Here is a 23,406-nt window from a genome sequence, read left to right as displayed (position 1 = left end):
CGCGCGCCACGAGCCCGCGGGCGACGACGCCGTGGCGGCCGCCGATACCGACGCCGAGAAGCCGACGGAGAGCGGCGGATGAGGCCCGCCCGTCGCGGCCCGTGGAGCGGTCCGGAAGGGACGTCCACGGGCCGCCGCGGGCGTCCGGGCGAAAGCGTTTCGCGGCAGCGTTCCCGTACGCCATAGGATTGGGCCGGAATACTCCGCCGGAGAATTCGCCCAGAAATCTCCTTTCGGAACACTCCACCCAGAACACCCGCCGAAAACACCAGAGGATCGCTGCATGCCTGGCATCACGCGCGAGGAGGTCGCTCACCTCGCCCGGCTGGCACGTCTGGAGCTGAAGGACGAAGAGCTCGACCACTTCGCCGGACAGCTCGACGACATCATTGGCGCGGTCGCCCGCGTCTCCGAGGTCGCCGGTCAAGACGTCCCGCCGACCTCCCACCCGCTGCCGCTGACCAATGTGATGCGGCCGGACGAGGTCCGTCCGTCGCTCACCCCGGAGCAGGCGCTCTCCGGCGCCCCCGCCCAGGAGCAGCAGCGTTTCAAGGTGCCGCAGATCCTGGGGGAGGAGTGACCGACATGGCAGACCTGATCAAGCTCACCGCCGCCGAGACCGCGGCGAAGATCGCCGCCGGCGAGCTCACCGCGGTCGAGGTGACCGAGGCCCACCTGGCCCGCATCGAGGCCGTCGACGAGAAGGTGCACGCCTTCTTGCACGTGGACCGCGAGGGCGCGCTGGCCCAGGCCCGCGCCGTCGACGAGAAGCGCGCCCGCGGCGAGAAGCTCGGCCCGCTGGCCGGCGTCCCGCTCGCGCTGAAGGACATCTTCACCACCGAGGACATGCCGACCACCGTCGGCTCGAAGATCCTCGAAGGCTGGATGGCGCCCTACGACGCCACCCTGACCAAGAAGCTCAAGGACGCCGACGTCGTCATCCTCGGCAAGACCAACATGGACGAGTTCGCCATGGGGTCGTCGACGGAGAACAGCGCCTACGGGCCGACCGGCAACCCCTGGGACCTCACCAAGATCCCCGGCGGCTCCGGCGGCGGCTCCTCCGCCGCCCTGGCCTCCTTCCAGGCCCCGCTGGCCATCGGCACGGACACCGGCGGCTCGATCCGCCAGCCCGCCGCCGTCACCGGCACCGTCGGCGTCAAGCCCACCTACGGCGGCGTCTCCCGCTACGGCATGGTGGCCTTCTCCAGCTCCCTGGACCAGGGCGGCCCGTGCGCCCGCACGGTGCTGGACGCCGCGCTGCTGCACGAGGTCATCGCCGGCCACGACCCGCTGGACTCCACCTCCATCGACGCCCCGGTCCCGGCGGTCGTCGAGGCGGCCCGCAACGGCAGCGCGGAGGGCATGCGGGTCGGCGTCGTCAAGCAGTTCCGCGGCGAGGGCTACCAGCCCGGCGTGCTCCAGCGCTTCGACGAGTCGGTCGTGCTGCTCAAGGAGCTGGGCGCCGAGATCGTCGAGCTGGACTGCCCGTCCTTCGACCTGGCGCTGTCCGCGTACTACCTGATCGCGCCCTCCGAGTGCTCCTCCAACCTCGCCCGCTTCGACGCCATGCGCTACGGCCTGCGGGTCGGCGACGACGGCACGAAGTCCGCCGAGGACGTCACCGCGCTGACCCGCGAGGCCGGCTTCGGCCCCGAGGTCAAGCGCCGCATCATGCTCGGCACCTACGCGCTCAGCTCCGGCTACTACGACGCGTACTACGGCAGCGCCCAGAAGGTCCGCACGCTGATCACCCGCGACTTCGAGCGGGCCTTCGAGCAGGTCGACGTGATCATCTCGCCGACCACGCCGACCACGGCGTTCCCGATCGGCGAGCGCACCGACGACCCGATGGCGATGTACCTCGCCGACGTCTGCACCATCCCCGCCAACCTGGCGGGCAACGCCGCGATGTCGCTGCCCTGCGGTCTGGCGCCCGAGGACGGGCTGCCGGTGGGCCTGCAGATCATCGCCCCCGCCATGGCCGACGACCGGCTCTACAAGGTCGGCGCGGCGGTCGAGTCCGCACTCAAGCAGAAGTGGGGCCACCCCTTGCTGGAGGAGGCCCCGGCCCTGTGAACGCCGTAGGGGACACCACCCAGGCCGTCCAGGCACTGGGAGACAACCCGGACCTGCCGAAGGAGACGCCGTGAGTGGAAAGCTGGCCAAGGCCAAGAACTTCAAGAAGTCCAAGCCCGGCACCTATCTGTCCATCGGCACCACGCTGTTCGGCGCGGTGGGCGTCGTCAAGCAGGCGAAGAAGGCCAGGGGGGAGCACGACACGCTCCAGCTGGTCGACGCCGTTGTCTCCGCCGCCGCCATCATCACCGGCGTCGCCCTGCTCGTCCGCGAACTGCGCCGTCTCAACGACGACGACGTGCTCGCGGGCTGACCGGCGCCGGACCTGAGAGGTTAGTTTCACCGTGACTGTCACCGACCTGGTGCCGTACGAGGACGCGCTGGCCACCTACGACCCCGTGATGGGTCTGGAGGTGCACGTCGAGCTCGGTACCAAGACCAAGATGTTCTGCGGGTGCGCGACCACCCTGGGCGCCGACCCCAACTCGCAGACCTGCCCCACCTGTCTGGGCCTGCCCGGCTCGCTCCCGGTCGTCAACGCGACCGGCGTCGAGTCCGCCATCAAGATCGGCCTGGCCCTGAACTGCACCATCGCCGAGTGGTGCCGCTTCGCCCGGAAGAACTACTTCTATCCGGACATGCCGAAGAACTTCCAGACCTCCCAGTACGACGAGCCGATCGCCTTCGACGGCTACCTCGACGTGCAGCTGGAGGACGGCGAGGTCTTCCGGGTGCACATCGAGCGCGCCCACATGGAGGAGGACACCGGCAAGTCCACCCACATCGGTGGGGCGACCGGCCGGATCCACGGCGCCCAGCACTCGCTGCTGGACTACAACCGCGCCGGCATCCCGCTCATCGAGATCGTCACCAAGCCCATCGAGGGCGCGGGCGAGCGGGCCCCCGAGGTCGCCAAGGCGTACGTGGCCGAGCTGCGCGAGCTGATCAAGGCGCTGGGCGTCTCCGAGGCCCGTATGGAGATGGGCCAGATGCGCTGCGACGTGAACCTCTCGCTGCGCCCCCTGGGCACCGAGAAGTTCGGCACCCGCTCGGAGACCAAGAACGTCAACTCGCTGCGCTCCGTGGAGCGGGCCGCCCGGTACGAGATCCAGCGGCACGCCGCGGTGCTCTCCTCCGGCGGCACGATCGTCCAGGAGACCCGGCACTTCCACGAGGACGACGGTTCCACCACCTCGGGCCGGATCAAGGAGGAGGCGGAGGACTACCGCTACTTCCCCGAGCCGGACCTGGTGCCGGTGGCCCCGTCCCGCGCGTGGGTCGAGGAGCTGCGGGGCACCCTGCCCGAGCTGCCGCGCGTGCGCCGCAACCGGCTGCGCGAGGAGTGGGGCGTCTCCGAGCTCGACATGCAGTCGATCCTCAACGCCGGTGCGGTCGACCTGATCGTCGCCACCACCGAGGCCGGTGCGGACGCCGCCGCGGCCCGCAAGTGGTGGATGGGCGAGCTGGCCCGCCGCGCCAACGAGGACGGCGTGGAGCCGGCCGCGCTGGCGATCACCCCGGCGCAGGTCGCCCGGGTCGCCGCGCTGGTCGCCGACGGTTCGCTCAACGACAAGCTGGCCCGCCAGGCCATCGAGGGCGTGCTGGCCGGCGAGGGCGACCCGGACACGGTCGTCGAGAAGCGCGGTCTGAAGGTCGTCTCCGACGAGGGTGCGCTGGGCACCGCCGTGGACGAGGCGATCGCCGCCAACGCCGCCATCGCCGACAAGATCCGCGGTGGCAAGGTCGCCGCGGCCGGCGCCCTGGTCGGCGCGGTCATGAAGGCCACCCGCGGCCAGGCCGACGCGGCCCGGGTCCGCGAGCTGATCCTGGAGAAGCTCGGCGTCGAGGGCTGACCCCCTCACCGGTACGCCAAGCGGCCGTCCCTCCTCGGAGGGGCGGCCGCTTCGCGTACGGGCGCGGACTCCCCGTACGAGGGCGGCACTTCCCGTACAGGGGCGGCACTTCCCGTACGGGGGTGGGAAAAGGGCGCGCGGGCGGGAATGCCGGGCTCGCGCCGGACGCTGTGGAGGATACGAACAGCGATCTTCATCCCTGGACAGTGGAGGAACGGTGGACCAGCACGCTCTCGCCTCGCGGATCGGCCGGGTCGGGGTCTGGCACGGCGGACTGGGCCGGGTACCGGCCGCGGCCGCCCGCCAGGCGGCCCGCGAGATCGAGCAACTCGGCTACGGCGCCCTGTGGTTCGGCGAGGGGCCCGCTTCCAAGGAGGCCTTCAGCCACGCCGGGCTGCTGCTCTCCGCCACCGAGCGGATCACCGTCGCCACCGGCATCGCCAACATCTGGGGCCGCGACGCCGCCGCGGCGAACGCCGCCACGCACACCCTCGCCGAGGCGTACGAGGGCCGCTTCCTGCTCGGCCTGGGCGCCAGCCACGCCCCGCTGGTCAGCATGCGCGGCCACACCTACGCCAAGCCGCTGGCCACGATGCGGGACTACCTCGACGCGATGGACGGCGCCCCGTACGAGGGGCCGGTCGCCGAGCCCGCACCGGCCCGGGTGCTGGCGGCCCTCGGCCCGAAGATGCTGGAGCTGTCCAGGGGCCGGGCGGCCGGCGCCCACTCGTACTTCGTGCCCACGGAGCACACCGCCGGCGCCCGCGAGATCCTCGGCGCCGGCCCGCTCCTCGCACCCGAGCAGGCCGTCCTGCTGGAGACCGACCCGGCGGCGGCCCGCGCCCTGGCCCGCGAGCACTACACGCGCTTCTACCTGGAGCTCCCCAACTACGTGGGAAACCTGCGCCGGTTCGGCTTCGAGGACGAGGACTTCACCGGCGGCGGCAGCGACCGGCTGGTCGACGCGATCGTGGCCTGGGGCGACGCGGACGCGATCCGCACGCGGGTCCGCGCACACCTCGACGCCGGCGCCGACCACGTCTCCATCCAGCCCCTGGTGGCCGACCGCGGCCTGGGCCTGGAGCAACTCCGCGAGCTGGCACCGGCGTTGCTGGCCGACTGAGCCCGCGCCCCGGAGGACGGCGGCCTCGCCCGGTGAGGGCGGGTGGGGAGCTGTTCGCAAAGTTGTCATTCCGATACCTGTCGCGCGTCACGGGCGTCCACTACCGTCCCCGTCGCACCACCTCAATGGGCTGATCCGAAGACCATTGACTGACGACTGGGAGGTCGGGCGTGGCACCGGAGGTATCTCGTAGACGGGTTCTGGGAGTCGGCGCGGCGGCGGCGGGCGCGGCGGTGGCCGGGTCGCTGCTGCCGCCCTCGCTCCAGCAGGCGCTGGCCCAGGACGCCGCCCGCCCCGCGCCGCACGGCGGGGGCGGGCTCCGCGACATCAGGCATGTCGTCGTGCTGATGCAGGAGAACCGCTCCTTCGACCACTACTTCGGGATGCTGCGCGGCGTCCGCGGCTTCGGTGACCGCAACGCCGTCGAACTGCCCGGCGGCGGGAGCGTCTTCGAGCAGCCGGGGCCGTCGGGGGCCGGGCGGGTGCTGCCGTTCCCGGTGCGGGAGGCGGCCGCCGCCCAGAAGAAGGACCTCCAGTACATCGGCAACCTGGACCACAGCTGGGAGGGCGGCCACCGGGCCTGGAACGGCGGCTGGATGAACAACTGGGTCACCGCCAAGACGGCCGCCACCATGGCGCACTACGACCGCCGGGACGTCCCGCTGCACTACGAGCTCGCCGACACCTTCACGGTCTGCGACGCGTACCACTCCTCGATCCACTCCTCCACCAGCCCCAACCGCAACCACCTGGTGAGCGGGTGGACCGGCTTCGAGCCGGGCAGCGGCAAGCGGGCGGTGGGCAACGATGCCTACGACGAGGACACGCACACCGGCTACACCTGGACGACCTACCCCGAGCGCCTGGAGAAGGCCGGCCGCACCTGGCGGGTCTACCAGGAGTGGGACAACTTCACCGACAACAACCTGGAGTTCTACGCCTCCTTCAAGGCGGTCGCGCACAAGGCCCTGGCCAAGGTGGACGGGGTGCACACCATGACGGCGTACTACGGGAAGCTGGCCGGCGCCGACGGTACCGAGCGGACCCGGCTGGCCGGGCTCCTGGAGGAGGGCGTCAAGAGCCTCGGCCAGGCCGAGCGGAGCCTGTTCGAGCGGGCGCTGCGGCGCGGCGAACCGCACTCCACGGCCGCCGCGTTCGCCGCCGACGTGGCGAGCGGCAAGCTGCCCGAGGTCTCCTACATCGTCCCGTCCGCGGCCGACTCCGAGCACCCCGGCTCGTCCTCGCCCATCGAGAGCGCCACGATCGTCTACAAGATCCTGGACGCGCTGGGCAGCCATCCGGAGGTCTGGCGGCACACCGCGCTGTTCCTGACCTACGACGAGAACGACGGGTTCTTCGACCACGTACCGCCGCCGGTGCCGCCGGCCGGGACCGACGCGGAGTTCTGGGACGGGCAGCCGGTCGGGCTCGGCATACGGGTGCCGATGCTGGTCATCTCGCCCTGGACGGTGGGCGGTTACGCCTGCTCCCAGGTGTTCGACCACACCTCGATCACCCGGTTCCTGGAGCGCTGGACCGGGGTGGCGGAGCCCAACATCAGCGCCTGGCGGCGCACCGCCTGCGGCGACCTGACCGCCGCCTTCGACTTCTCGCGCGGCCGGAAGCAGCCGGCGGTGCAGCAGCCCGGCCCGATCCCGCCGTTCAGCGGCCGCTGGCAGCCGCGGCCGCCGGCCGAGCAGGCGCTGCCCCGGCAGGAGCCGGGCACCCGTCCGGCCCGTGCGCTGCCCTACCAGCCGGACGCCGACGGCGGCTTCGAGCCGGGTGCCGGGCTCTTCCGGCTGGCCGTGCGCAACGGCGGCCCCGCCTCGGTGCACCTGGCGCTCCACCCGTACGCCAAGGAGTTCGACGCGCCGCAGCACCGGGACGTCGAGAAGCAGGCGGAATGGCCGGTCCCGGTCAAGGGCGACGGCTACCGCTTCACGGTGACCGGGCCCAACGGCTTCCGGCGCGAGTTCGCCGGCACCGCCGCCGGTGCCGCCGCGGGCGTCCGGATCGGCTCCCGGATCGACGCCGCGCGGCGGGAGCTGCACCTGACCCTGGTCAATCCGGGCGCCGCCGACCTCACCGTCACCCTGACCCCGCTCGCCTACGCGCACACCGCGCCCCGCACGCTGACCGTGAAGGCCGGCGGCACCCGCACCGTCGCGCATGCCGCGGGGGACGCGCACGGCTGGTACGACCTGGAGTTGAAGATCGCCGAGGACGCCTCCTTCCATCGGCGACTGATGGGGCATGTGGAGGACGGCCGGGAGTCGGTCACGGGGTGAGGTGTGGGCGGCGGCGGTGGGGGAGTGGCGAAGGTGGGAAAGTCCGTTAAGGGGCTTTTGGCGGGTTTAACCGGCGGATAAATGGGGCGGGTTGCCTCTGTCGTCCCCTTTGTGGGGAAGCCCACAAAGGGGACAAAGGATCTTTTCGGGCTGACAGTCTGCACTCGGAAGCGGGACCGCCCGGGCCTGCATCGGCGGCCCCGTGCCGCCCCATGCCCGGCCCCGGCCCGCCCCTGTTCCCGTATCCCCCCTCGTCCGTCCGCGTTCGGCACCACCCGCTCCCGGGAGATATCGGCGCACGACCCGGGAAGCAGCCCGTGACCGCTCTGGCCCGTTGGTGCCTCAGGCGCCGCCTCGTGGTGATCCTCCTCTGGCTCGCCGCCCTCACCGGCACGGCCGTCGCCGCGGGCGTGGCCGGATCCGCGTACTCCACCGACTACGCGGTCCCCGGCACCGAATCCGGCCGGGCCGGCGCCCTGCTGGCCAAGGCGTTCCCGGACCGCGCCGGGGACGCCGACACCCTCGTCTGGCACACCGACGGCAGTGGCGGCGTCCGCTCCACGGCGGTCCGGGCGACCATGACCCACACCCTGGACGCGGTGTCCGAACTGCCCGGCGTCGCCGCCGTCCAGGGCCCCTACGGGCCGGGCGGTGCCGGGCAGATCAGCGGCGACGGGCGCACCGCCTACGCCTCGCTGACCTTCCGCAGTTCGCCCGACGACCTGCCCGCGGCCCAGGTGCGCGCGGTGGTGGACACCGCCAAGGCGGCCGCCGGGAACGGCCTCCAGGTCGAGTTGGGCGGCAGCGGGATCGCGCTCACCCAGGCGCCCCAAGGCCATCTCCCGGAGGCGATCGGGCTGGCGGTGGCGGCCGTGGTGCTCTTCCTCGCCTTCGGCTCGCTCGCCGCGACCCTGCTGCCGATCGTCACCGCACTGGCCGCCGTCGGCACCGCCACCGCCGGGATCAGCCTGCTCGGCCACGCCATGACGGTGGCCGACTTCGCCCCGATGCTGGGCATGCTGATCGGCCTGGGCGTGGGCATCGACTACGCGCTGTTCATCGTCACCCGGCACCGCAAGGGGCTGCGGGCCGGACTGACCGTCCAGGAGGCCGCCGAGCGCGCGGTGGCGGTGTCCGGGCGCGCCGTGGTCTTCGCCGGCGCCACCGTCTGCATCGCCCTGCTCGGCATGCTCACCCTGCGGCTGGACTTCCTCAACGGGGTCGCGCTGGCCGCCTCGCTCACCGTCGTCCTCACCGTCGCCGCCTCGGTGACGCTGCTGCCGGCGCTGCTCGGGCTGATCGGGACGCGGGCGCTGGGGCGGCGGGAGCGGCGCCGGCTGGCCGCCGAGGGACCGCGGTCCGACCCGGGCACCGGCCCGGCTGCCCGCTGGGCCGGCTTCGTCGAGCGCCACCCCAAGCTCCTCGGCGCCACCGCGGCGGCCGTGATGCTGACCCTGGCGCTGCCCACCCTCGGCCTCCACCTGGGCACCTCCGACCAGGGCAACGACCCGGCCACGGCGACCACCCGCAAGGCGTACGACCTGCTGGCGGACGGCTTCGGGCCGGGCTTCAACGGGCCGCTGACGCTGGTCGGTTCGCTCGACGGCGCCGCCGACCGGCTCGCCTTCGACGGGCTCCCGCACACCCTCCGTGACACCCCGGGCGTCGCCCGGGTCAGCGGGCCGGAGTTCGACGGCGGCCACGCCACCGGCGTGATCACCGTCGTACCGGACAGCGCACCGCAGTCCCGGCAGACCTCCGACCTGGTCGCCCGGCTCCGCACCGAGGTGCTGCCGGCCGCCGCGGACGGCACCACGCTCCAGGTGCGGGTCGGCGGGGTCACCGCCGGCTACGACGACTTCGCTCGTGTCATCGTCGGCAAACTGCCGCTCTTCCTGGGCGCCGTCATCGGCCTCGGCTCGGTCCTGCTGCTGCTCGCCTTCCGCAGCATCGGCATCCCGCTCAAGGCCGCGCTGATGAACCTCGCGGCGGTCTCGGCGTCGTTCGGGATCGTCGTCGCGGTCTTCCAGTGGGGGTGGGGGAGCGAGGCGCTCGGACTCGGCCGGGCCGGCCCCGTCGAACCGTTCCTCCCGGTCATCATGGTCTCGGTGCTCTTCGGGCTCTCGATGGACTACCAGGTCTTCCTGGTGAGCCGGATGTACGAGGAGTGGCAGCGGACCGGGGACAACCGGCGGGCGGTGCGGGTCGGGCTCGCCGAGACCAGCCGGGTGATCAACTCGGCCGCGGTGATCATGATTGCGGTCTTCGCGGCCTTCGTCCTCAGCGGCGACCGGATCATCGCCATGTTCGGCATCGGCCTGGCCGCCGCCGTCGCCCTGGACGCCTTCGTGCTGCGCACCCTGCTGGTCCCGGCCCTGATGCACCTGCTGGGCGGCGCCAACTGGTGGCTGCCGGCATGGCTGGAGCGATGGCTGCCGCGGCTGAGCATCGAACCACCCGAGGAGCCCGTGGCACCCGGGGCGGAGGCGGGCGCGGAGGACGGGACGCGGAGCGCGGACCGGGCACGGGCGGCGGTCTGACGTCGCCTGGGGGGTTGATGCCGGGGGAGTGGTCTGACCTCGGTCGGGGGTTTGACCTCGGTCGGAGGTGTGACGCCGGGGTGGCGGTCTGACATGCGGTCTGACGTCGCCTGGGGGGTTGATGCCGGGGTGGTGGTCCGCTCTCGGTCGGGGGTTTGACCTCGGTCGGAGGGTTGATGCCGGGCGGCGGTTTGACCTCGGCCGGAGGTGTGACCTCGACCGGTGGTCCGATGGGGCGGTCCGACGGCCCGGGGCGGGTGCGCGGCCGCTCTCATCCGACTCTCAGACGCGGCACCTACGGTCGCGCCCATGGGAACGACGACCGACAAGCGAACCGACGACGAGACGACCAAGGACACGGTGGCCGAGGGCGCCACCGCCGAGGGGACCGAGGCCGACGCCGCCAAGGCCGATGCCACGGCCGCCGCCAAGGCTGACGTCGAGACCGCCGCCAAGCCCCCCGCCAAGACCGACGACGCGACGACCGACGGCGCCGTCGCCGCCGGGACCGACAGCGGCGCCGACACCACCACCGACGCCAAGGCCGCCGCCGACACCGCGACCGACATCGAAGCCGAAGCCGACACCGAAGCCGACGACGACGCCGAAGCCGACGACGACGCCGAAGCCGACGACGACGCCGAAGCCGACACCCCGGACCAGCCCGCCACCGCAGGCGCGGCCGCCGGCGCCGGTGCCGTGGTCGCCGCCGGGCTCGGTCTGGCCTCCGTCACCGGCACCTGGCTCGGCACGCTGCTCGCCGAACGGCAGACCCTGCTCGGCCAGATCAAGCTCCAGTCCGGTCGCGCCACCGACCAGATCGCCACCGTCTACGGCGCCCCCTGGCACACCACCGCGCTGGTCAACGGGGCCTTCGCGGTGCTCGCCATGGTCATCGCCGCGGTGGTGCTGACCGGGCGCCGCGCCACCTGGGCGCGCGCCGTCGCCTGGGGCGCGCTGGTGCTCGGCCTCCTCGGACTGCTCATCTCGGCGGGCATGTACCTCGACCTGTTCGCGAGCCTGCCCAGCATTCCTAAGGGGCCCGGCGGCGGCGCCTGAGCCCGGCTGAGGCCGGTGGCGGTCGCGCCTAAGGACCCCTGCGGGCGAGGGGGCGTTCCGCCGCCGCGAGGTGGGCGGGACCAGGGGGTTCCTAGGTCGCCCGGTGGCCCCGCCGTCCCGGATCGGGGCACCGGGGCGGCCCGGAGATCGGGCACTCTCCCGATGTGCCGGACCCCCCTTGGTGAGGAGAGTGGAGGCCATCGGCGCCCGGAACGGCCGGGCGCCGCCACCGCCTCATCCCAAGGGGAGAGACCATGTACGCCTCCGAACTGGAGCTCCGGGTCCGCTACGAGGAACTGCGCCGCGAGGCCGCCCACCGCCGTCTGGTCCGTGAGGCCACCCACGGGACGGGCGACGCCGCCCACTTGGGGGACGACGCTCCCGAGGGGCGGGTGAGAGGGGGCCGGACCCGGAGGGGACGCCTCCGGCGCGCCACCGTCTGACCGCCCCGGGATCCTGGGCGGCCGGGATGCGCCCCCAGGGTGTGCCGGACACCACTGCCGGATCGTCAGATCCCTGTGCCATGCTCGGCACCGTGGAGAGCAGACCCATCAGTCCCGTTTTCGTCGGTCGCGCGGCCGAACTCGCCGAGCTGGGCGACGCGCTGGCGCGGGTCGCGGCGTCCCGCGAGCCCCAGGCCCTGCTGATCGGGGGCGAGGCGGGGGTCGGCAAGACCCGCCTCATCGAGGAGTTCTGCGAGACGGCCCGCGCCCGCGACGCCCAGGTCGCGCTCGGCGGCTGCATCGAAATCGGCTCCGAGGGGCTGCCGTTCGCCCCGTTCTCCTCGATCCTGCACACCCTCAACGCCCACCTGCCCGACGAGCTGGCCGCGGCCGTCTGCGGCCAGGAGGGCGAACTGGCCCGTATCCTCCCCGAGTTGGGCGAGCCCGCGGGGGAGAACCGCGACGAGGAGACCGGCCGCGCCCGGCTCTTCGAGCTGACCGCCCGCCTCCTGGAGCGGCTCGCCGCCCACCGCACCCTCGTCATCGTCATCGAGGACCTCCACTGGGCCGACCGCTCCACCCGCGAACTGCTCACCTACCTGCTGCGCGCCCTCCACGACGCCGGCATCCTCCTGGTCGCCACCTACCGCTCCGACGACATCCACCGCCGCCACCCGCTGCGCCCCTTCCTCGCCGAGATCGACCGGGTGCGCACCGTCCGCCGCATCGAACTGGACCGCTTCAACCGCGACGAGGTCCGCACCCAGATCGCCGGCATCCGCGGCAGCGAGCCCGCCGAGGACACCGTCGACCGGGTCTTCAAGCGCTCCGAGGGCAATGCCTTCTTCGTCGAGGAGCTGGTCCGCAGCCTCGTCGACGGCTGCCTCTACGGCCTCAGCGACCCGCTGCGCGACCTGCTGCTGGTGCGCGTCGAGGCGCTCCCCGAGGACACCCAGCGGGTGGTGCGGGTCGCCGCCGAGGGCGGCTCCACCGTCGAGCACGAACTCCTCGCCGCGGTCTGCCGGATGCCCGAGGACGACCTCATCGCGGCGCTCCGCTCCGCCGTCGGCAGCAACACCCTCGTGCCCACCTCGGACGGCACCGGCTACGGCTTCCGGCACGCCCTGGTCCGCGAGGCCGTCGTCGACGACCTGCTGCCCGGCGAGCGCACCCGCCTCAACCGCCGCTACGCCGAGGCCCTGGAGGCCGCCCCCGCGCTCGTCCGCTCCGAGGTCTGCGCCACCCGGCTCGCCAGCTACTGGTACAAGGCCCATGACGCCGCCAAGGCGCTGCCCGCCGTCCTCGCCGCCTCCGTGCAGGCCCGCCGCCGGCACGCCTACGCCGAGCAACTGCGGCTGCTGGACCGCGCGTTGGAGCTGTGGGACGACGCGCCGGTCGAGGTCCGCCAGGGCGTGCGCCCGGTCGACGACGCCGAGGCGTACCCGGCCCGCGGCGACGGCTGCGGCGACGCGCTCCGCTTCATCGACCTGCTCGCCGAGATCGCGGTGGCCGCCCGGCTGTCCGGCGACGGCGAGCGGGCCTTCACGATCACCAAGCGCGCCCTGCGCTCGCTGCGCACCGAGAACGACCCCCTGCGCACCGCCTGGTTCCTGGTGCAGCGCTCCCGGCTCTGCCAGGGCACCGGCCGCGGCGACGGCTGGGAGGACCTGGGCAAGGCCCAGGAGCTGATGCGCGGGCTGCCGCCGTCGTCCGTGCACGCCACCGTCACGGCCGCCGTCGCCAGCTGGCAGATGCTCCACGAACCGGGCCCGGGCGCCTTCAGCACCGCCGAACGGGCCGTGGAACTGGCCCGGTCGGTCGGCGACGAGGAGGCCGAGCTCAACTCCCGCGTGACGCTGGCCGGGCTGCGGGTGGACGCCGGGGACGTCGAGGAGGGCCTGGCCGAGTTCCGCACCGTCCTCGACCGGGCCGTCGACCGCGGCTACTTCGCCGTCATCGGCCGCGGCCACGTCAACCTCCCGGGCACCCTCGAAGGCGTCGGCCGCTCCCGTGAGGCCGTGGCCGTCACCGACCAGGGCACCGAGCTCACCACCCGCTACGGCCTCACCAACACCACCAGTTGGGTGCTGAGCAACCGCGCCGAGGCGCTGGCCTCACTCGGCCGGTGGGAGGAGTCCGCCCAGGTCACCGCCGAGGCCCGGCGCCTCGCCCAGGACCCGCGCGCCATCGCCCTGGCCGCCAGCCGCCGCACCGCCCTGGCCCTGGACACCGGCGACCTCGCCGCCGCCGAGCGCGAACTGGCCGTCGCCCGGGAGCACTACGGCACCCACGACCCCCAGCCGCAGCACGCCCTGCCCATCGCCCAGCACGCGCTGCGGCTCGCCGCCCGCCAGGGCCGCTTCCTCGACGCCCGCGCCGTCCTCCTCCAGACCGTGCCGAGCACCGGCTTCGCCCCCGGCCTGCACCGCTACGCCTGGCCGCTGCTGTGGTCGGCCACCGCCGCCGAGTCCGACGCCCGCGGGCTGCCCGCCGCCGAGGCCGACCGGCCGACGGCCCTGGCCCGCATCCGGGAGGCCGTCAAGCGGCTGCCCCGGCTCTCGCCGGTGTGGGACGCCTTCGGCGCCGCGGTCGAGGCCGAACTCCGCCGCGCCGAGGGCCGCGAGTCCCCCGACGCCTGGGCGCGGGCGGTGGCCGCCTTCGAACGGCTGGAGCGGCCGCACGAGTTGGCCTGGTGCTGCTGCCGCTGGGCCGAGTCGCTGCTGCACGGCACCGAGCGGGCCACCGTCGGCCTCGACGGCCGCACCCCGCGCGAGGCCGCGGTGCTGGTGCTCGGCCAGGCGCACACCGCCGCCGTGGAGATGGGCGCCCGCCCGCTGATCGGCGAGCTCGAACTCCTCGCCCAGCGTGCCCGGATACCCCTCCCCGGCCGGTCGTCCGGCCCGGCCCGCCCGGCCGCCGGCTCACCGCCGCCCGCCGCCCCCGCCGAGTCCCTGGGCCTGACGCCCCGCGAGCGGGACGTGCTCCGGCTCGTCGCCGACGGCCGCAGCAACCGCCAGATCGCCGACGCGCTGTTCATCTCGCCGAAGACCGCCAGCGTCCATGTCTCCAACATCCTCGCCAAGCTGGGCGTCTCGGGCCGCGGGGAGGCGGGCGCGGTCGCCCACCGGCTACGGTTGTTCGCCGAGCCGGCTCCCACCAAGTAGGGCCTGCCGGCCGCCAGTTGCCCGTGCCCGGACCTCCCGGCGCGGGCCGGCCCGGGCTCCCGGCACCGGGTCCGAGCACCCCACCGGCACACGGGATCAGCTCACCACCAGACGGAGAATCCGGTCGTCTCCCGCCCGCGGCCTGCCCCGGCCGTCGGTGTTGCCGGTGACCAGCCACAACGCCCCGTCGCCGGCCGCGACCACGGTCCGCAGCCGCCCGTACGCCCCCTTGAGGAACGCCTGCGGCGCGGCCACCGGCCTCGTCCCGTTCAACGGGATCCGCCACAGCCGCTCCCCGCGCAGCGAGGCCATCCACAGCGAGCCCTTGGCGTACGCCAGCCCGCTCGGCGAGGCGTCCGCGGGCCGCCACACCTCCACCGGATCGACGTACCCCGGCGGCACCGGCCGGCCGTTGCGCTTGCCCTCGACCAGCGGCCACCCGTAGTTCCGCCCCGGCTCGATGAGATTGAGCTCGTCCCAGGCGTCCTGCCCCAACTCCGAGGCCCACAGCCGGTCGCCGGCATCCCAGGCGAGCCCCTCCACGTTCCGGTGCCCGTAGTCGTACACCACCGAGTCCGGCTCCGGATTGCCGTGCACCGGCTCGCCGTCGGGCGTCATCCGCAGGATCTTCCCGGCCGGGGACTTCTTGTCCTGGGCCAGCCCCTTGTCGCCGGTCTCGCCGGTGCTCGCGTACAGCATCCGGTCCGGGCCGAAGGCCAGCCGCCCGCCGTTGTGGAACTTCCCCTTGGGGATGCCCTTGAAGATGGTGTTGGGCGCGCCCAGTCGGTTGCCCGGATCGCGCCGCTCGTCGTAGACCATGCGCGCGATGCGGTTGTCGGACGCGGTGGTGAAGTACGCGTACACCTGGTGATCGGTCCCGAACGACGGGGCCACCGCGAGCCCCAGCAGTCCGCCCTCACCCCCCGGCGCCACGCCCGGCACCGACCCCACTTCCGTGACCTTGCCCCCCTGCGTGGCGACCCGGACGATCCGCCCGGTATCCCGCTCGCCCACCAGCAGGTCCCCACCCGGCAGCGCGGCGACCCCCCACGGCGTCTTCAATCCGGTGGCCACCGTCCCCGTGACCTCGACCGACCCCTTGGCCCCCGGCACCACAACCGACGCCGACGCACTCGGGGCGGCCGCCCCGGGCCGTTTGCCCGGCCCGCCCCCGGGCCCGGCCCCACCCCCGGCCGAACACCCCGCCACCACCAACAGCGAAACAGCGGCCAACACGGCAGTCCGGGAACGGCGTTGCACAGCGGAATCCTCTCGTCGGCAGGCGCGACAAGAACACCACACCCCCGCCCCGACCACGTGCACCCTCCCGCCCGCCTCAGCCCCCACCCACCGGATTTCCACCCACTCGCGGGAGGTGACGCACCCGAAAAGCCCCGCGCAGCGGCAACGCGCCGCAGGCGCAAAAAACCACGGCGGGAGAGCCGACAACGTGGGAAGCAAGCCCCGCGCGGCGGCTCAATACCAGGACTCCCGAGCCGGCGGCAACGACGCGATCTCCCGCAGATCCTCGGGCGTCAGCACCAGCTCCGCCGCCTCGGCGTTCTGCGTCGCCCAGCGCTCCTTCTTCGTGCCGGGCACCGGGACCACATGGCGCCCCTGGGCCAGCGCCCAGGCCAGCGCCACCTGCCCGGGGGTGGCCCCGTAGCGGGCGCCGACCCGGCGCAGCCCGGCGATCACCGGCTGGTTCGCGGCCATCATCTCGGCGGTGAACCGGGGATGCCGGGCCCGTATGTCCTCCGGTTCGAAGCCCTGCCCCGGGGTGAGGGTGCCGGTCAGGAAGCCGTTGCCCAGCGGCATCGCCGCCAGGAACCCCACCCCGCGCGACTCGCACCACGGCAGCAGCTCGGTCAGCGCCTGCGCCGACCACACCGACAGCTCCGCCTGCACACTGCTCACCGGGAACACCTGCTGGATACGCTCCAGTTGGCGCAGCGTGCCGTCGTGCAGCCCCGGGCGGCGGAGCGCCCCGCCGCCGACGCGCGCCCGTCCCGCCCGCAGCACGCGCGGCGCCCGCGCGGCCCGCGCGCCGACCGCACACAGCCCCAGCGCCCGCACCTTTCCGGCCGCCACCAGCTCCGCCATCGCCCCCCAGGTCTCCTCGACGGGCACCTCGGGGTCCGCCCGGTGGAGCTGGTAGAGGTCGATGTGGTCGGTCTGGAGCCGCCGCAGCGAGGCGTCGCAGGCCCGCTTGATGTAGCCGGGCCGCCCGTTGGCGACGATGTGCTGGTCCCCGGCCAGCAGCCCGCACTTGGTCGAGACGAAGGCGTCCGCGCGCCGCTCCTTGAGCACCCGCCCCACCAACAGCTCGTTGGTGAACGGGCCGTACATGTCCGCGGTGTCCAGCAGGCTGCACCCCCGGTCGAGCGCGGCGTGCAGCGTCCGCAGCGCCCCCTCGCCGCTGCGCTGCGACTCGCTGTACCCCCAGCTCATCGGCATGCAGCCGAGGCCGATCGCGCCCACCTCCAGGGCCGCCGCGCCGATTGTCCTGCGCTCCACCTGGTCGTGCCTCCGTCCCCTCGCCCCCGATCAAGGGCCAGACCAAACTAACGTCTGAACCAAACGCCTCTTCGCATAGCCTCGGCCCATGGCAACCGCAGACCCGCACACCGGCCCCGGCGACGTATGGCTCCCGATCCCGCCCGACGAGATCGACGGCCTGCCCGACGGCCTCGACTACGTCCACTGGGACGCCGGCCCCGAGTACCCGGCCGACCCCGCGCGGTGCGTCTTCTACGCCGTCCCGTACATGAAGCCGGTCGACGTCTGCCTGCGTCCGCTGTCGCGGATGAGCCGGGTGCGGGTGGTGCAGGCCCTCACGGCCGGAGTCGAGCTCCTGCTCCCCGGGCTGGACCGGATGCCGCCCGGTGCCCAGTTGTGCAACGCCCGCGGACTGCACGACGCCAGCACCGCCGAGCTGGCGCTCACCCTGACCCTGGCCGCGCTGCGCGGTGTTCCCGGCTTCGTCCGGGCCCAGGACGCGGGCGTATGGCGGCCGGAGTTCCGGCCGGCGCTCGCCGACAAGTCGGTCCTCATTGTGGGCTATGGTTCGATCGGCCGTGCCATCGAGGACCGGCTCACACCTTTTGAATGCGCGCGGGTCATGCGCATCGCGCGCACCGCCCGTGACGCTGTGCGCGGTCCGGTGCATCCGCTGGCCGAGCTGACCGCCCTCCTGCCCGCCGCGGACGTCGTCATCCTCGCCACTCCGCTCACCGACGAGACGCGTGGCCTGGTCGGACGCGATTTCCTGGCCCGGATGAAGGACGGCGCACTCCTGGTGAACGTCGCCCGGGGCGCGGTCGTCGACACCGCGGCGCTGCTCGCCGAACTGGAATCGGGACGGCTTCGCGCCGCCCTCGACGTCACGGATCCGGAACCCCTGCCTACCGATCACCCGCTGTGGCAGGCTCCCGGCGTACTCGTCACTCCACACGTCGGGGGTCCCAGCTCTGCCTTCCTGCCCCGTGCGAAGCGGCTGCTGCAAGCCCAGTTGGCACATTTCGCGGCCGGTGAGCCCGTTCGGCACGTCGTCGCCACCGCACCGGAATCCGAAGCGGATCGCTCTACGAGGCCGTAGCGCTGCTCTCCGTGTCTACAAATCCCTTCATTGTCACGCTCCGTAGAGGTGCTATGTCCCTGAGTGACGGATCTGGTGTATCGTCCGAGCGGGGAAGCGCCGGGATCGTCACGGCGCGACACGAAAGATCCGGAACCGAGGGGGGCGACGGGCGATGCACTGCCGATGGACGATCCGCGAGACACGCGATCCACGACCGCCCGCACATATGCCGCAGGGACCCCGCACGCACCGTTCCCGACGCGGCCCGGCCCGGGTGAACGGGAGAGTCCGGTGACCGCCCCGGGGGCGATGCTCTCCAGGCCCCCCGCGCAGACCGGCGGCACCCTGAGCACGGTCCCCCAGGTCGTGCTGGCCGTCCTCTGCGGCGGCTATGCCGTCGGCTCCGTGATGGGCTGGGGATCACCGCGACTCGCCGGTGTCATGGGGGACTTCGGGCTCAGCCTGGCCGCCCTGGTCGCCGCCGTCTCCTGCGGGCTGTACGCCCGCAAGTTCGCCACCCCCTTCCGCCCGGCGTGGGTCCTGTTCGCCATCTCCTCCGGGATGGCCGGGCTCGGCAACGCCGTCTGGGGCTGGTACGAGGTCGTCGAGGGCGCCGCCGTTCCCAGCCCCTCGCCGGCCGACTTCTGCTTCCTGCTGTTCGCGCCGCCGGCCATCGTCGGCCTGCTGGTGCTCGCCAAACGGCCGGTGACCAGGGCCGGTTGGGTCTGCCTCGGGCTCGACGCCTGGCTGATCGCCGGCTCGCTGCTCACCCTCTCCTGGAGCCTCGCGCTCGCGCACACCGCGCACTTCCGCGGCCGCTCGGTCGCCGAGGGCGCCCTCTCGCTCGCCTATCCGCTGCTGGACATCGTCCTGGTCAGCATGGTCCTGGCGCTGCACTTCCGGCGCTCGTCCGTGCACCGCTCCGCGATCAACACCGCCATCGCCGCACTGGCGTTGACGGTGCTGTGCGACGCGCTGTTCAGCTCCCCGCTGCTGCACGACCACTACCACTCCGGGCAGATCCTGGACGCCGGCTGGTTCGCCGGCTCGCTGCTCTTCGCCTACGCCCCGTGGGTGGGCCGCCGCACCGGCGCGGAGGCCACCGGGCCCGTGGCGCGGGCGGCGAGCCACCCGCAGCCGCCGCCCGGCAGCCGTCCGATCGCCGGCTCGCTGGCCGCCCTGACGCCCTATCTGGCCGCCGCCGTCTGCACGTTGGGCATCCTCACCAACGTCCTCGACGGCCGCCGCATCGACCGCGTGGTGCTCTTCACCGGCTGTGCGGTCGTGCTGGCCCTGGTCGTCCGGCAGGGCATCATGCTGCTGGACAACATCACCCTCACCCAGGAACTGGCCCAGAAGGAGAACCACTTCCGCTCCCTGGTCCAGGGCTCCAGCGACGTCATCATGATTGCCGCGCCCACCGGCGTGCTGCGGTACGTCAGCCCGGCCGCCGCCGGGGTCTACGGCCGCGACGCCGAGGAACTGGTCGGCTCCGAACTGGCCTCGCTGATCCACCCCGAGGACCTGGGCCGCGTGGTCCACGCGGTCCGCCGGTTCCTCGCCGCCTCGCCCGAGGTCGAGCCGACCACCCGGATCGAGTGCCGCTTCCGGGCCGGCGGGCAGCGCGCCGGCGGCGACGGCTGGCTGAACGTGGAGTCCACGGTCAACCGCCACCACGGCGGCCTGATCTTCAACTCCCGCGACGTCACCGAGCGCGTCCGGCTCCAGGCCCAGCTCCAGCACAACGCCTCGCACGACGCGCTCACCGACCTGCCCAACCGCGCCCTGTTCACCGAGCGCGTCACCAAGGCCGTCACCGGCCGCCGGGCCACCGACCACGACACCGCCGTGCTCTACATCGACCTCGACGGCTTCAAGCAGGTCAACGACACCATCGGCCACCAGGCCGGCGACGAGCTGCTGATCCAGGCGGCCCGGCGGCTGGCCGAGTCGGTGCGGGCCGGCGACATAGCGGCCCGGCTCGGCGGCGACGAGTTCGCCGCACTCATCACCGGCGACGGCACCCGCGATCCGGCGGCCCGGGAGTTCCGCATCCTGGAGATCGCCGACCGGCTGCGCCTCCGGCTGTCCGAGCCGTACCGCATCGACGGCCGGGACGTCCGGGTCGCGGCCAGCATCGGCGTCGCCTTCGCCGAACCGGGCATCAGCCCCTCCGGCCTGCTGCGCAACGCCGACCTGGCGATGTATCGCGCCAAGCAGGCCGGCAAGGGCCGGGTCGAGCTCTACGCCCCGCAGATGCAGGACGAGGTCGCACACCGCGCCGAGCTCGCCAGCAAGCTCCGCACCGCCCTCCAGGACGGCGAGTTCGCGCTGCAGCACCAGCCGGTGGTCGAGCTGGCCGGCGGCCGGATCACCGCGGTCGCCGCGCACGCCCGCTGGCGCTCCGCCGAGGGCATCCTCTTCACCCCCGCCGAGTTCCTCCGGGTCGGCGACCGCGGCCGGCTCACCGACGAGGGCGGCGAGCGCGCCGCCGAACTGGGCCGCTGGCAGCTGGAGGAGGCGGTGGCGCAGGCCGCCGCCCGGCACCGCGCCGGCCACCCGGTCCCGGTAGCGGTCCGGCTCTCCGCCCGCCGGCTGCTGGACCGCACCCTGACCCCCAAGGCCATCGAGGCGCTGCTCGCCCGGCACGGCCTGCCCTCGGGCGCTCTCGTACTGGAGCTGTCCGAGAGCGACCCCCGGATCCCGCTCGACGACCTGGAGCGCCGGCTGGTCGCGCTGCGCCGTCTCGGCGTACGGACCGCACTGGACGGCTTCGGCAGCGGGTACGCCGCGATCAGCGCCCTGCGCCGGCTCCCCATCGACGTCCTGCGGCTGGACCGCGGGCTGATCGACGGGGTGGTGGAGTCCGCCCGGCTGCACAAGATCACCGCCGGGCTGCTGCGGATCACCTCCGACCTCGGCATGCACTCCGTCGCGGAGGGCGTCGACCTGCCCGAACAGGTGCTGGCGCTGCGCTCCATGGGCTGCACCCACGGCATGGGCCTGGCCTTCTCCGGGCCGCTGGACGAGTCCCGGCTGCGCCGGGCGCTGACCCGCGGCAGCTATCCGGTGCCGGACCTGACTGGCCAGGGCCGCGCGGTGGTGCTCAGCGGCAGCCGCCCGGTCCGGAGCGGTGCGGTGGCGGGGCCGGATGCGCTGGCGCATCCGCCATTGCGCCCAAATAGTGAGACCTCCGTCCCACCCACTTGACACTCGGTGCGCCAGAGGGGGAGGGTCAGTGCCATGCGCACCCGAATTCTCGTACTCGGAAAGCGCGTCGGCTGACGCTGGGACCGGACGAACCCAGCTGACCACACCGACGCGCTCCCCTCGCTTGCCTCACGGCACGAGGGGTTTTTTGTTGCACAGCAACCTCACAAATCCCGTCAAAACCCTCAGCTTCGAGAAGAGACGCAGATGACCGAGCAGGCCACCGGGGCCCACCATCCGCAGCCGCGGGCCCGTCACTCCGGCGGATCGCAGCAGCCCGCGATCGTCGAGCACGTGACGGGCGCGCAGGCCCTCATCCGTGCGCTGGAGGAGGTCGGGGCCGACACCGTGTTCGGCATTCCCGGTGGTGCGATCCTGCCGGCGTACGACCCGATGATGGACTCCTCGAAGGTCCGGCACGTGCTGGTGCGGCACGAGCAGGGCGCGGGACACGCCGCCACCGGATACGCCCAGGCCACCGGCAAGGTCGGGGTCTGCATGGCGACCTCGGGGCCGGGCGCCACCAACCTGGTCACCCCGATCGCCGACGCGCACATGGACTCCGTCCCGCTGGTCGCGATCACCGGTCAGGTCTCGTCCAAGGCGATCGGCACGGACGCCTTCCAGGAGGCGGACATCTGCGGCATCACCATGCCGATCACCAAGCACAACTGGCTGGTGACCGACCCGGCCGACATCGCCAAGACGATCGCCGAGGCGTTCCACGTCGCCTCCACCGGCCGCCCCGGCCCGGTCCTGGTCGACATCGCCAAGGACGCCCTCCAGGCGCAGACCACCTTCGTCTGGCCGCCGCAGACCGACCTGCCCGGCTACCGCCCCGTCACCAAGCCGCACGCCAAGCAGATCCGCGAGGCCGCCCGGCTGATCGCCGAGTCCAACCGCCCGGTCCTCTACGTCGGCGGCGGTGTCCTCAAGGCCGGCGCCACCGCCGAGTTGAAGGTGCTCGCCGAGCTGACCGGCGCCCCGGTCACCACCACCCTGATGGCGCTGGGCGCCTTCCCCGACACCCACCCCCAGCACCTGGGCATGCCCGGGATGCACGGCTCGGTCACCGCTGTCGCCGCGCTCCAGAAGGCGGACCTGCTGATCACCCTCGGCGCCCGCTTCGACGACCGGGTCACCGGCAAGCTGGACTCCTTCGCCCCGCACGCCAAGGTCGTGCACGCCGACATCGACCCGGCCGAGATCGGCAAGAACCGCGCCGCGGACGTGCCGATCGTCGGGGACGCCCGCGAGGTCATCGCCGACCTGATCGTCGCGGTCCAGGCCGAGCACGAGGCCGGCCACAAGGGCGACTACGAGGCCTGGTGGAAGGCGCTCAACCGCTGGCGCGAGACCTACCCGCTGGGCTACCACCTGCCGGACGACGGCAGCCTCTCCCCGCAGCAGGTCATCGAGCGGATCGGCAAACTCGCCCCGGCCGGCACGGTCTTCGCCGCCGGCGTCGGCCAACACCAGATGTGGGCCGCCCACTTCATCGACTACGACCAGCCCAAGACCTGGCTGAACTCCGGTGGCGCCGGCACGATGGGCTACGCCGTGCCCGCGGCGATGGGCGCCAAGGCCGGTGTGCCGGACCGCACGGTCTGGGCGATCGACGGCGACGGCTGCTTCCAGATGACCAATCAGGAACTGGTCACCTGCGCGCTCAACAACATCCCGATCAAGGTCGCGATCATCAACAACGGCGCGCTGGGCATGGTCCGCCAGTGGCAGACCCTCTTCTACAACCAGCGCTACTCCAACACCGTGCTGCACAGCGGCCCCGAGGACATCAACCCCGAGGCCCGCGGCACCCGCGTCCCGGACTTCGTCAAGCTGGCCGAGGCGATGGGCTGTGTCGCGCTGCGCTGCGAGGACCCGGACGAGCTGGACAAGGTCATCGAAGAGGCCAACGCCATCAACGACCGCCCGGTCGTCGTCGACTTCATCGTCCACGAGGACGCCCAGGTGTGGCCGATGGTCGCCGCCGGCACCTCCAACGACGAGGTCATGGCCGCCCGGGGCGTGCGTCCCGACTTCGGCGACAACGAAGACGACTGACGC

At 73.2% G+C, this 23,406-nt stretch carries 15 protein-coding genes; 13 read left to right on the top strand and 2 right to left on the bottom strand.

Going from position 1 to position 23,406, the window contains the following annotated elements; translation table 11 throughout:
* Positions 1 to 283: 283 nt before the first annotated feature.
* The 10 genes from gatC to ACIQE0_RS18185 all read left to right on the top strand — a co-directional run bounded on the left by gatC (position 284) and on the right by ACIQE0_RS18185 (position 14,549).
* Positions 284 to 580, top strand: coding sequence for an Asp-tRNA(Asn)/Glu-tRNA(Gln) amidotransferase subunit GatC (gatC, locus tag ACIQE0_RS18230; protein ID WP_016573597.1), 297 nt, complete (start codon positions 284 to 286; stop codon positions 578 to 580).
* A gap of 5 nt (positions 581 to 585) precedes the next feature.
* Positions 586 to 2,079 (top strand): Asp-tRNA(Asn)/Glu-tRNA(Gln) amidotransferase subunit GatA, encoded by a 1,494-nt coding sequence (gatA, locus tag ACIQE0_RS18225; RefSeq protein WP_402333137.1) that lies wholly within the window; start codon positions 586 to 588, stop codon positions 2,077 to 2,079.
* 70 nt (positions 2,080 to 2,149) lie between these two features.
* Positions 2,150 to 2,392 (top strand): hypothetical protein, encoded by a 243-nt coding sequence (locus ACIQE0_RS18220; protein WP_366330705.1) that lies wholly within the window; start codon positions 2,150 to 2,152, stop codon positions 2,390 to 2,392.
* Positions 2,393 to 2,423: 31 nt separating this feature from the next.
* Positions 2,424 to 3,932, top strand: coding sequence for an Asp-tRNA(Asn)/Glu-tRNA(Gln) amidotransferase subunit GatB (gatB, locus tag ACIQE0_RS18215; protein ID WP_402333132.1), 1,509 nt, complete (start codon positions 2,424 to 2,426; stop codon positions 3,930 to 3,932).
* A gap of 217 nt (positions 3,933 to 4,149) precedes the next feature.
* Positions 4,150 to 5,055, top strand: a complete 906-nt coding sequence (locus tag ACIQE0_RS18210) for an LLM class F420-dependent oxidoreductase (protein ID WP_402333129.1) — start codon at positions 4,150 to 4,152, stop codon at positions 5,053 to 5,055.
* Between the two features lie 170 nt (positions 5,056 to 5,225).
* Positions 5,226 to 7,343 carry a phosphocholine-specific phospholipase C gene (locus ACIQE0_RS18205; RefSeq protein ID WP_402333126.1) on the top strand — a complete coding sequence of 706 codons (2,118 nt, stop codon included), beginning with the start codon at positions 5,226 to 5,228 and terminating at the stop codon, positions 7,341 to 7,343.
* A 317-nt stretch (positions 7,344 to 7,660) separates the two neighbouring features.
* Entirely contained in the window at positions 7,661 to 9,883 is a 2,223-nt protein-coding gene (locus ACIQE0_RS18200; RefSeq protein WP_366330701.1) for an MMPL family transporter, read from the top strand.
* A 309-nt stretch (positions 9,884 to 10,192) separates the two neighbouring features.
* A complete protein-coding gene (locus tag ACIQE0_RS18195; protein WP_402333123.1) occupies positions 10,193 to 10,942 on the top strand; it encodes a hypothetical protein in 750 nt (249 codons plus the stop codon).
* Positions 10,943 to 11,196: 254 nt separating this feature from the next.
* Positions 11,197 to 11,385, top strand: a complete 189-nt coding sequence (locus ACIQE0_RS18190) for a hypothetical protein (RefSeq protein WP_366330699.1) — start codon at positions 11,197 to 11,199, stop codon at positions 11,383 to 11,385.
* Positions 11,386 to 11,465: 80 nt separating this feature from the next.
* A complete protein-coding gene (locus ACIQE0_RS18185) occupies positions 11,466 to 14,549 on the top strand; it encodes an AAA family ATPase (protein WP_402333118.1) in 3,084 nt (1,027 codons plus the stop codon).
* Positions 14,550 to 14,645: 96 nt separating this feature from the next.
* On the opposite strand, the gene ACIQE0_RS18180 is transcribed toward ACIQE0_RS18185, so the two are convergent.
* Both ACIQE0_RS18180 and ACIQE0_RS18175 read right to left on the bottom strand, forming a co-directional pair.
* A complete protein-coding gene (locus ACIQE0_RS18180) occupies positions 14,646 to 15,809 on the bottom strand; it encodes a PQQ-dependent sugar dehydrogenase (RefSeq protein ID WP_366330697.1) in 1,164 nt (387 codons plus the stop codon).
* Positions 15,810 to 16,025: 216 nt separating this feature from the next.
* Positions 16,026 to 17,066 carry an aldo/keto reductase gene (locus tag ACIQE0_RS18175; protein WP_366330696.1) on the bottom strand — a complete coding sequence of 347 codons (1,041 nt, stop codon included), beginning with the start codon at positions 17,064 to 17,066 and terminating at the stop codon, positions 16,026 to 16,028.
* Positions 17,067 to 17,154: 88 nt separating this feature from the next.
* On the opposite strand from ACIQE0_RS18175, the gene ACIQE0_RS18170 reads away from it, so the two are divergent.
* The 3 genes from ACIQE0_RS18170 (at position 17,155) to ACIQE0_RS18160 (ending at position 23,403) form a co-directional block, all read left to right on the top strand.
* Entirely contained in the window at positions 17,155 to 18,147 is a 993-nt protein-coding gene (locus ACIQE0_RS18170) for a 2-hydroxyacid dehydrogenase (protein WP_402333115.1), read from the top strand.
* A 273-nt stretch (positions 18,148 to 18,420) separates the two neighbouring features.
* The gene (locus ACIQE0_RS18165; RefSeq protein WP_402333112.1) at positions 18,421 to 21,339 is read left to right on the top strand and encodes a putative bifunctional diguanylate cyclase/phosphodiesterase; all 2,919 of its coding nucleotides are present in this window, start codon (positions 18,421 to 18,423) and stop codon (positions 21,337 to 21,339) included.
* Between the two features lie 207 nt (positions 21,340 to 21,546).
* Positions 21,547 to 23,403 carry an acetolactate synthase large subunit gene (locus ACIQE0_RS18160; RefSeq protein WP_402333109.1) on the top strand — a complete coding sequence of 619 codons (1,857 nt, stop codon included), beginning with the start codon at positions 21,547 to 21,549 and terminating at the stop codon, positions 23,401 to 23,403.
* Positions 23,404 to 23,406 lie beyond the last annotated feature (3 nt).

The organism is Streptomyces sp. NPDC093097 (assembly GCF_044754325.1).
Lineage (GTDB): Bacteria > Actinomycetota > Actinomycetes > Streptomycetales > Streptomycetaceae > Streptomyces.
Note: the sequence above shows the minus strand (reverse complement) of the source record. Positions and strands in the feature narration are given on the sequence as shown.

Bases quoted from the DNA above. Each gene is read 5' to 3' on its own strand.
- ACIQE0_RS18185 (WP_402333118.1), top strand. From the start codon at position 11,466: ATGCTCGGCACCGTGGAGAGCAGACCCATCAGTCCCGTTTTCGTCGGT.
- ACIQE0_RS18195 (WP_402333123.1), top strand. From the start codon at position 10,193: ATGGGAACGACGACCGACAAGCGAACCGACGACGAGACGACCAAGGAC.
- ACIQE0_RS18170 (WP_402333115.1), top strand. From the start codon at position 17,155: ATGGCAACCGCAGACCCGCACACCGGCCCCGGCGACGTATGGCTCCCG.
- gatA (WP_402333137.1), top strand. From the start codon at position 586: ATGGCAGACCTGATCAAGCTCACCGCCGCCGAGACCGCGGCGAAGATC.
- ACIQE0_RS18190 (WP_366330699.1), top strand. From the start codon at position 11,197: ATGTACGCCTCCGAACTGGAGCTCCGGGTCCGCTACGAGGAACTGCGC.
- gatC (WP_016573597.1), top strand. From the start codon at position 284: ATGCCTGGCATCACGCGCGAGGAGGTCGCTCACCTCGCCCGGCTGGCA.
- ACIQE0_RS18160 (WP_402333109.1), top strand. From the start codon at position 21,547: ATGACCGAGCAGGCCACCGGGGCCCACCATCCGCAGCCGCGGGCCCGT.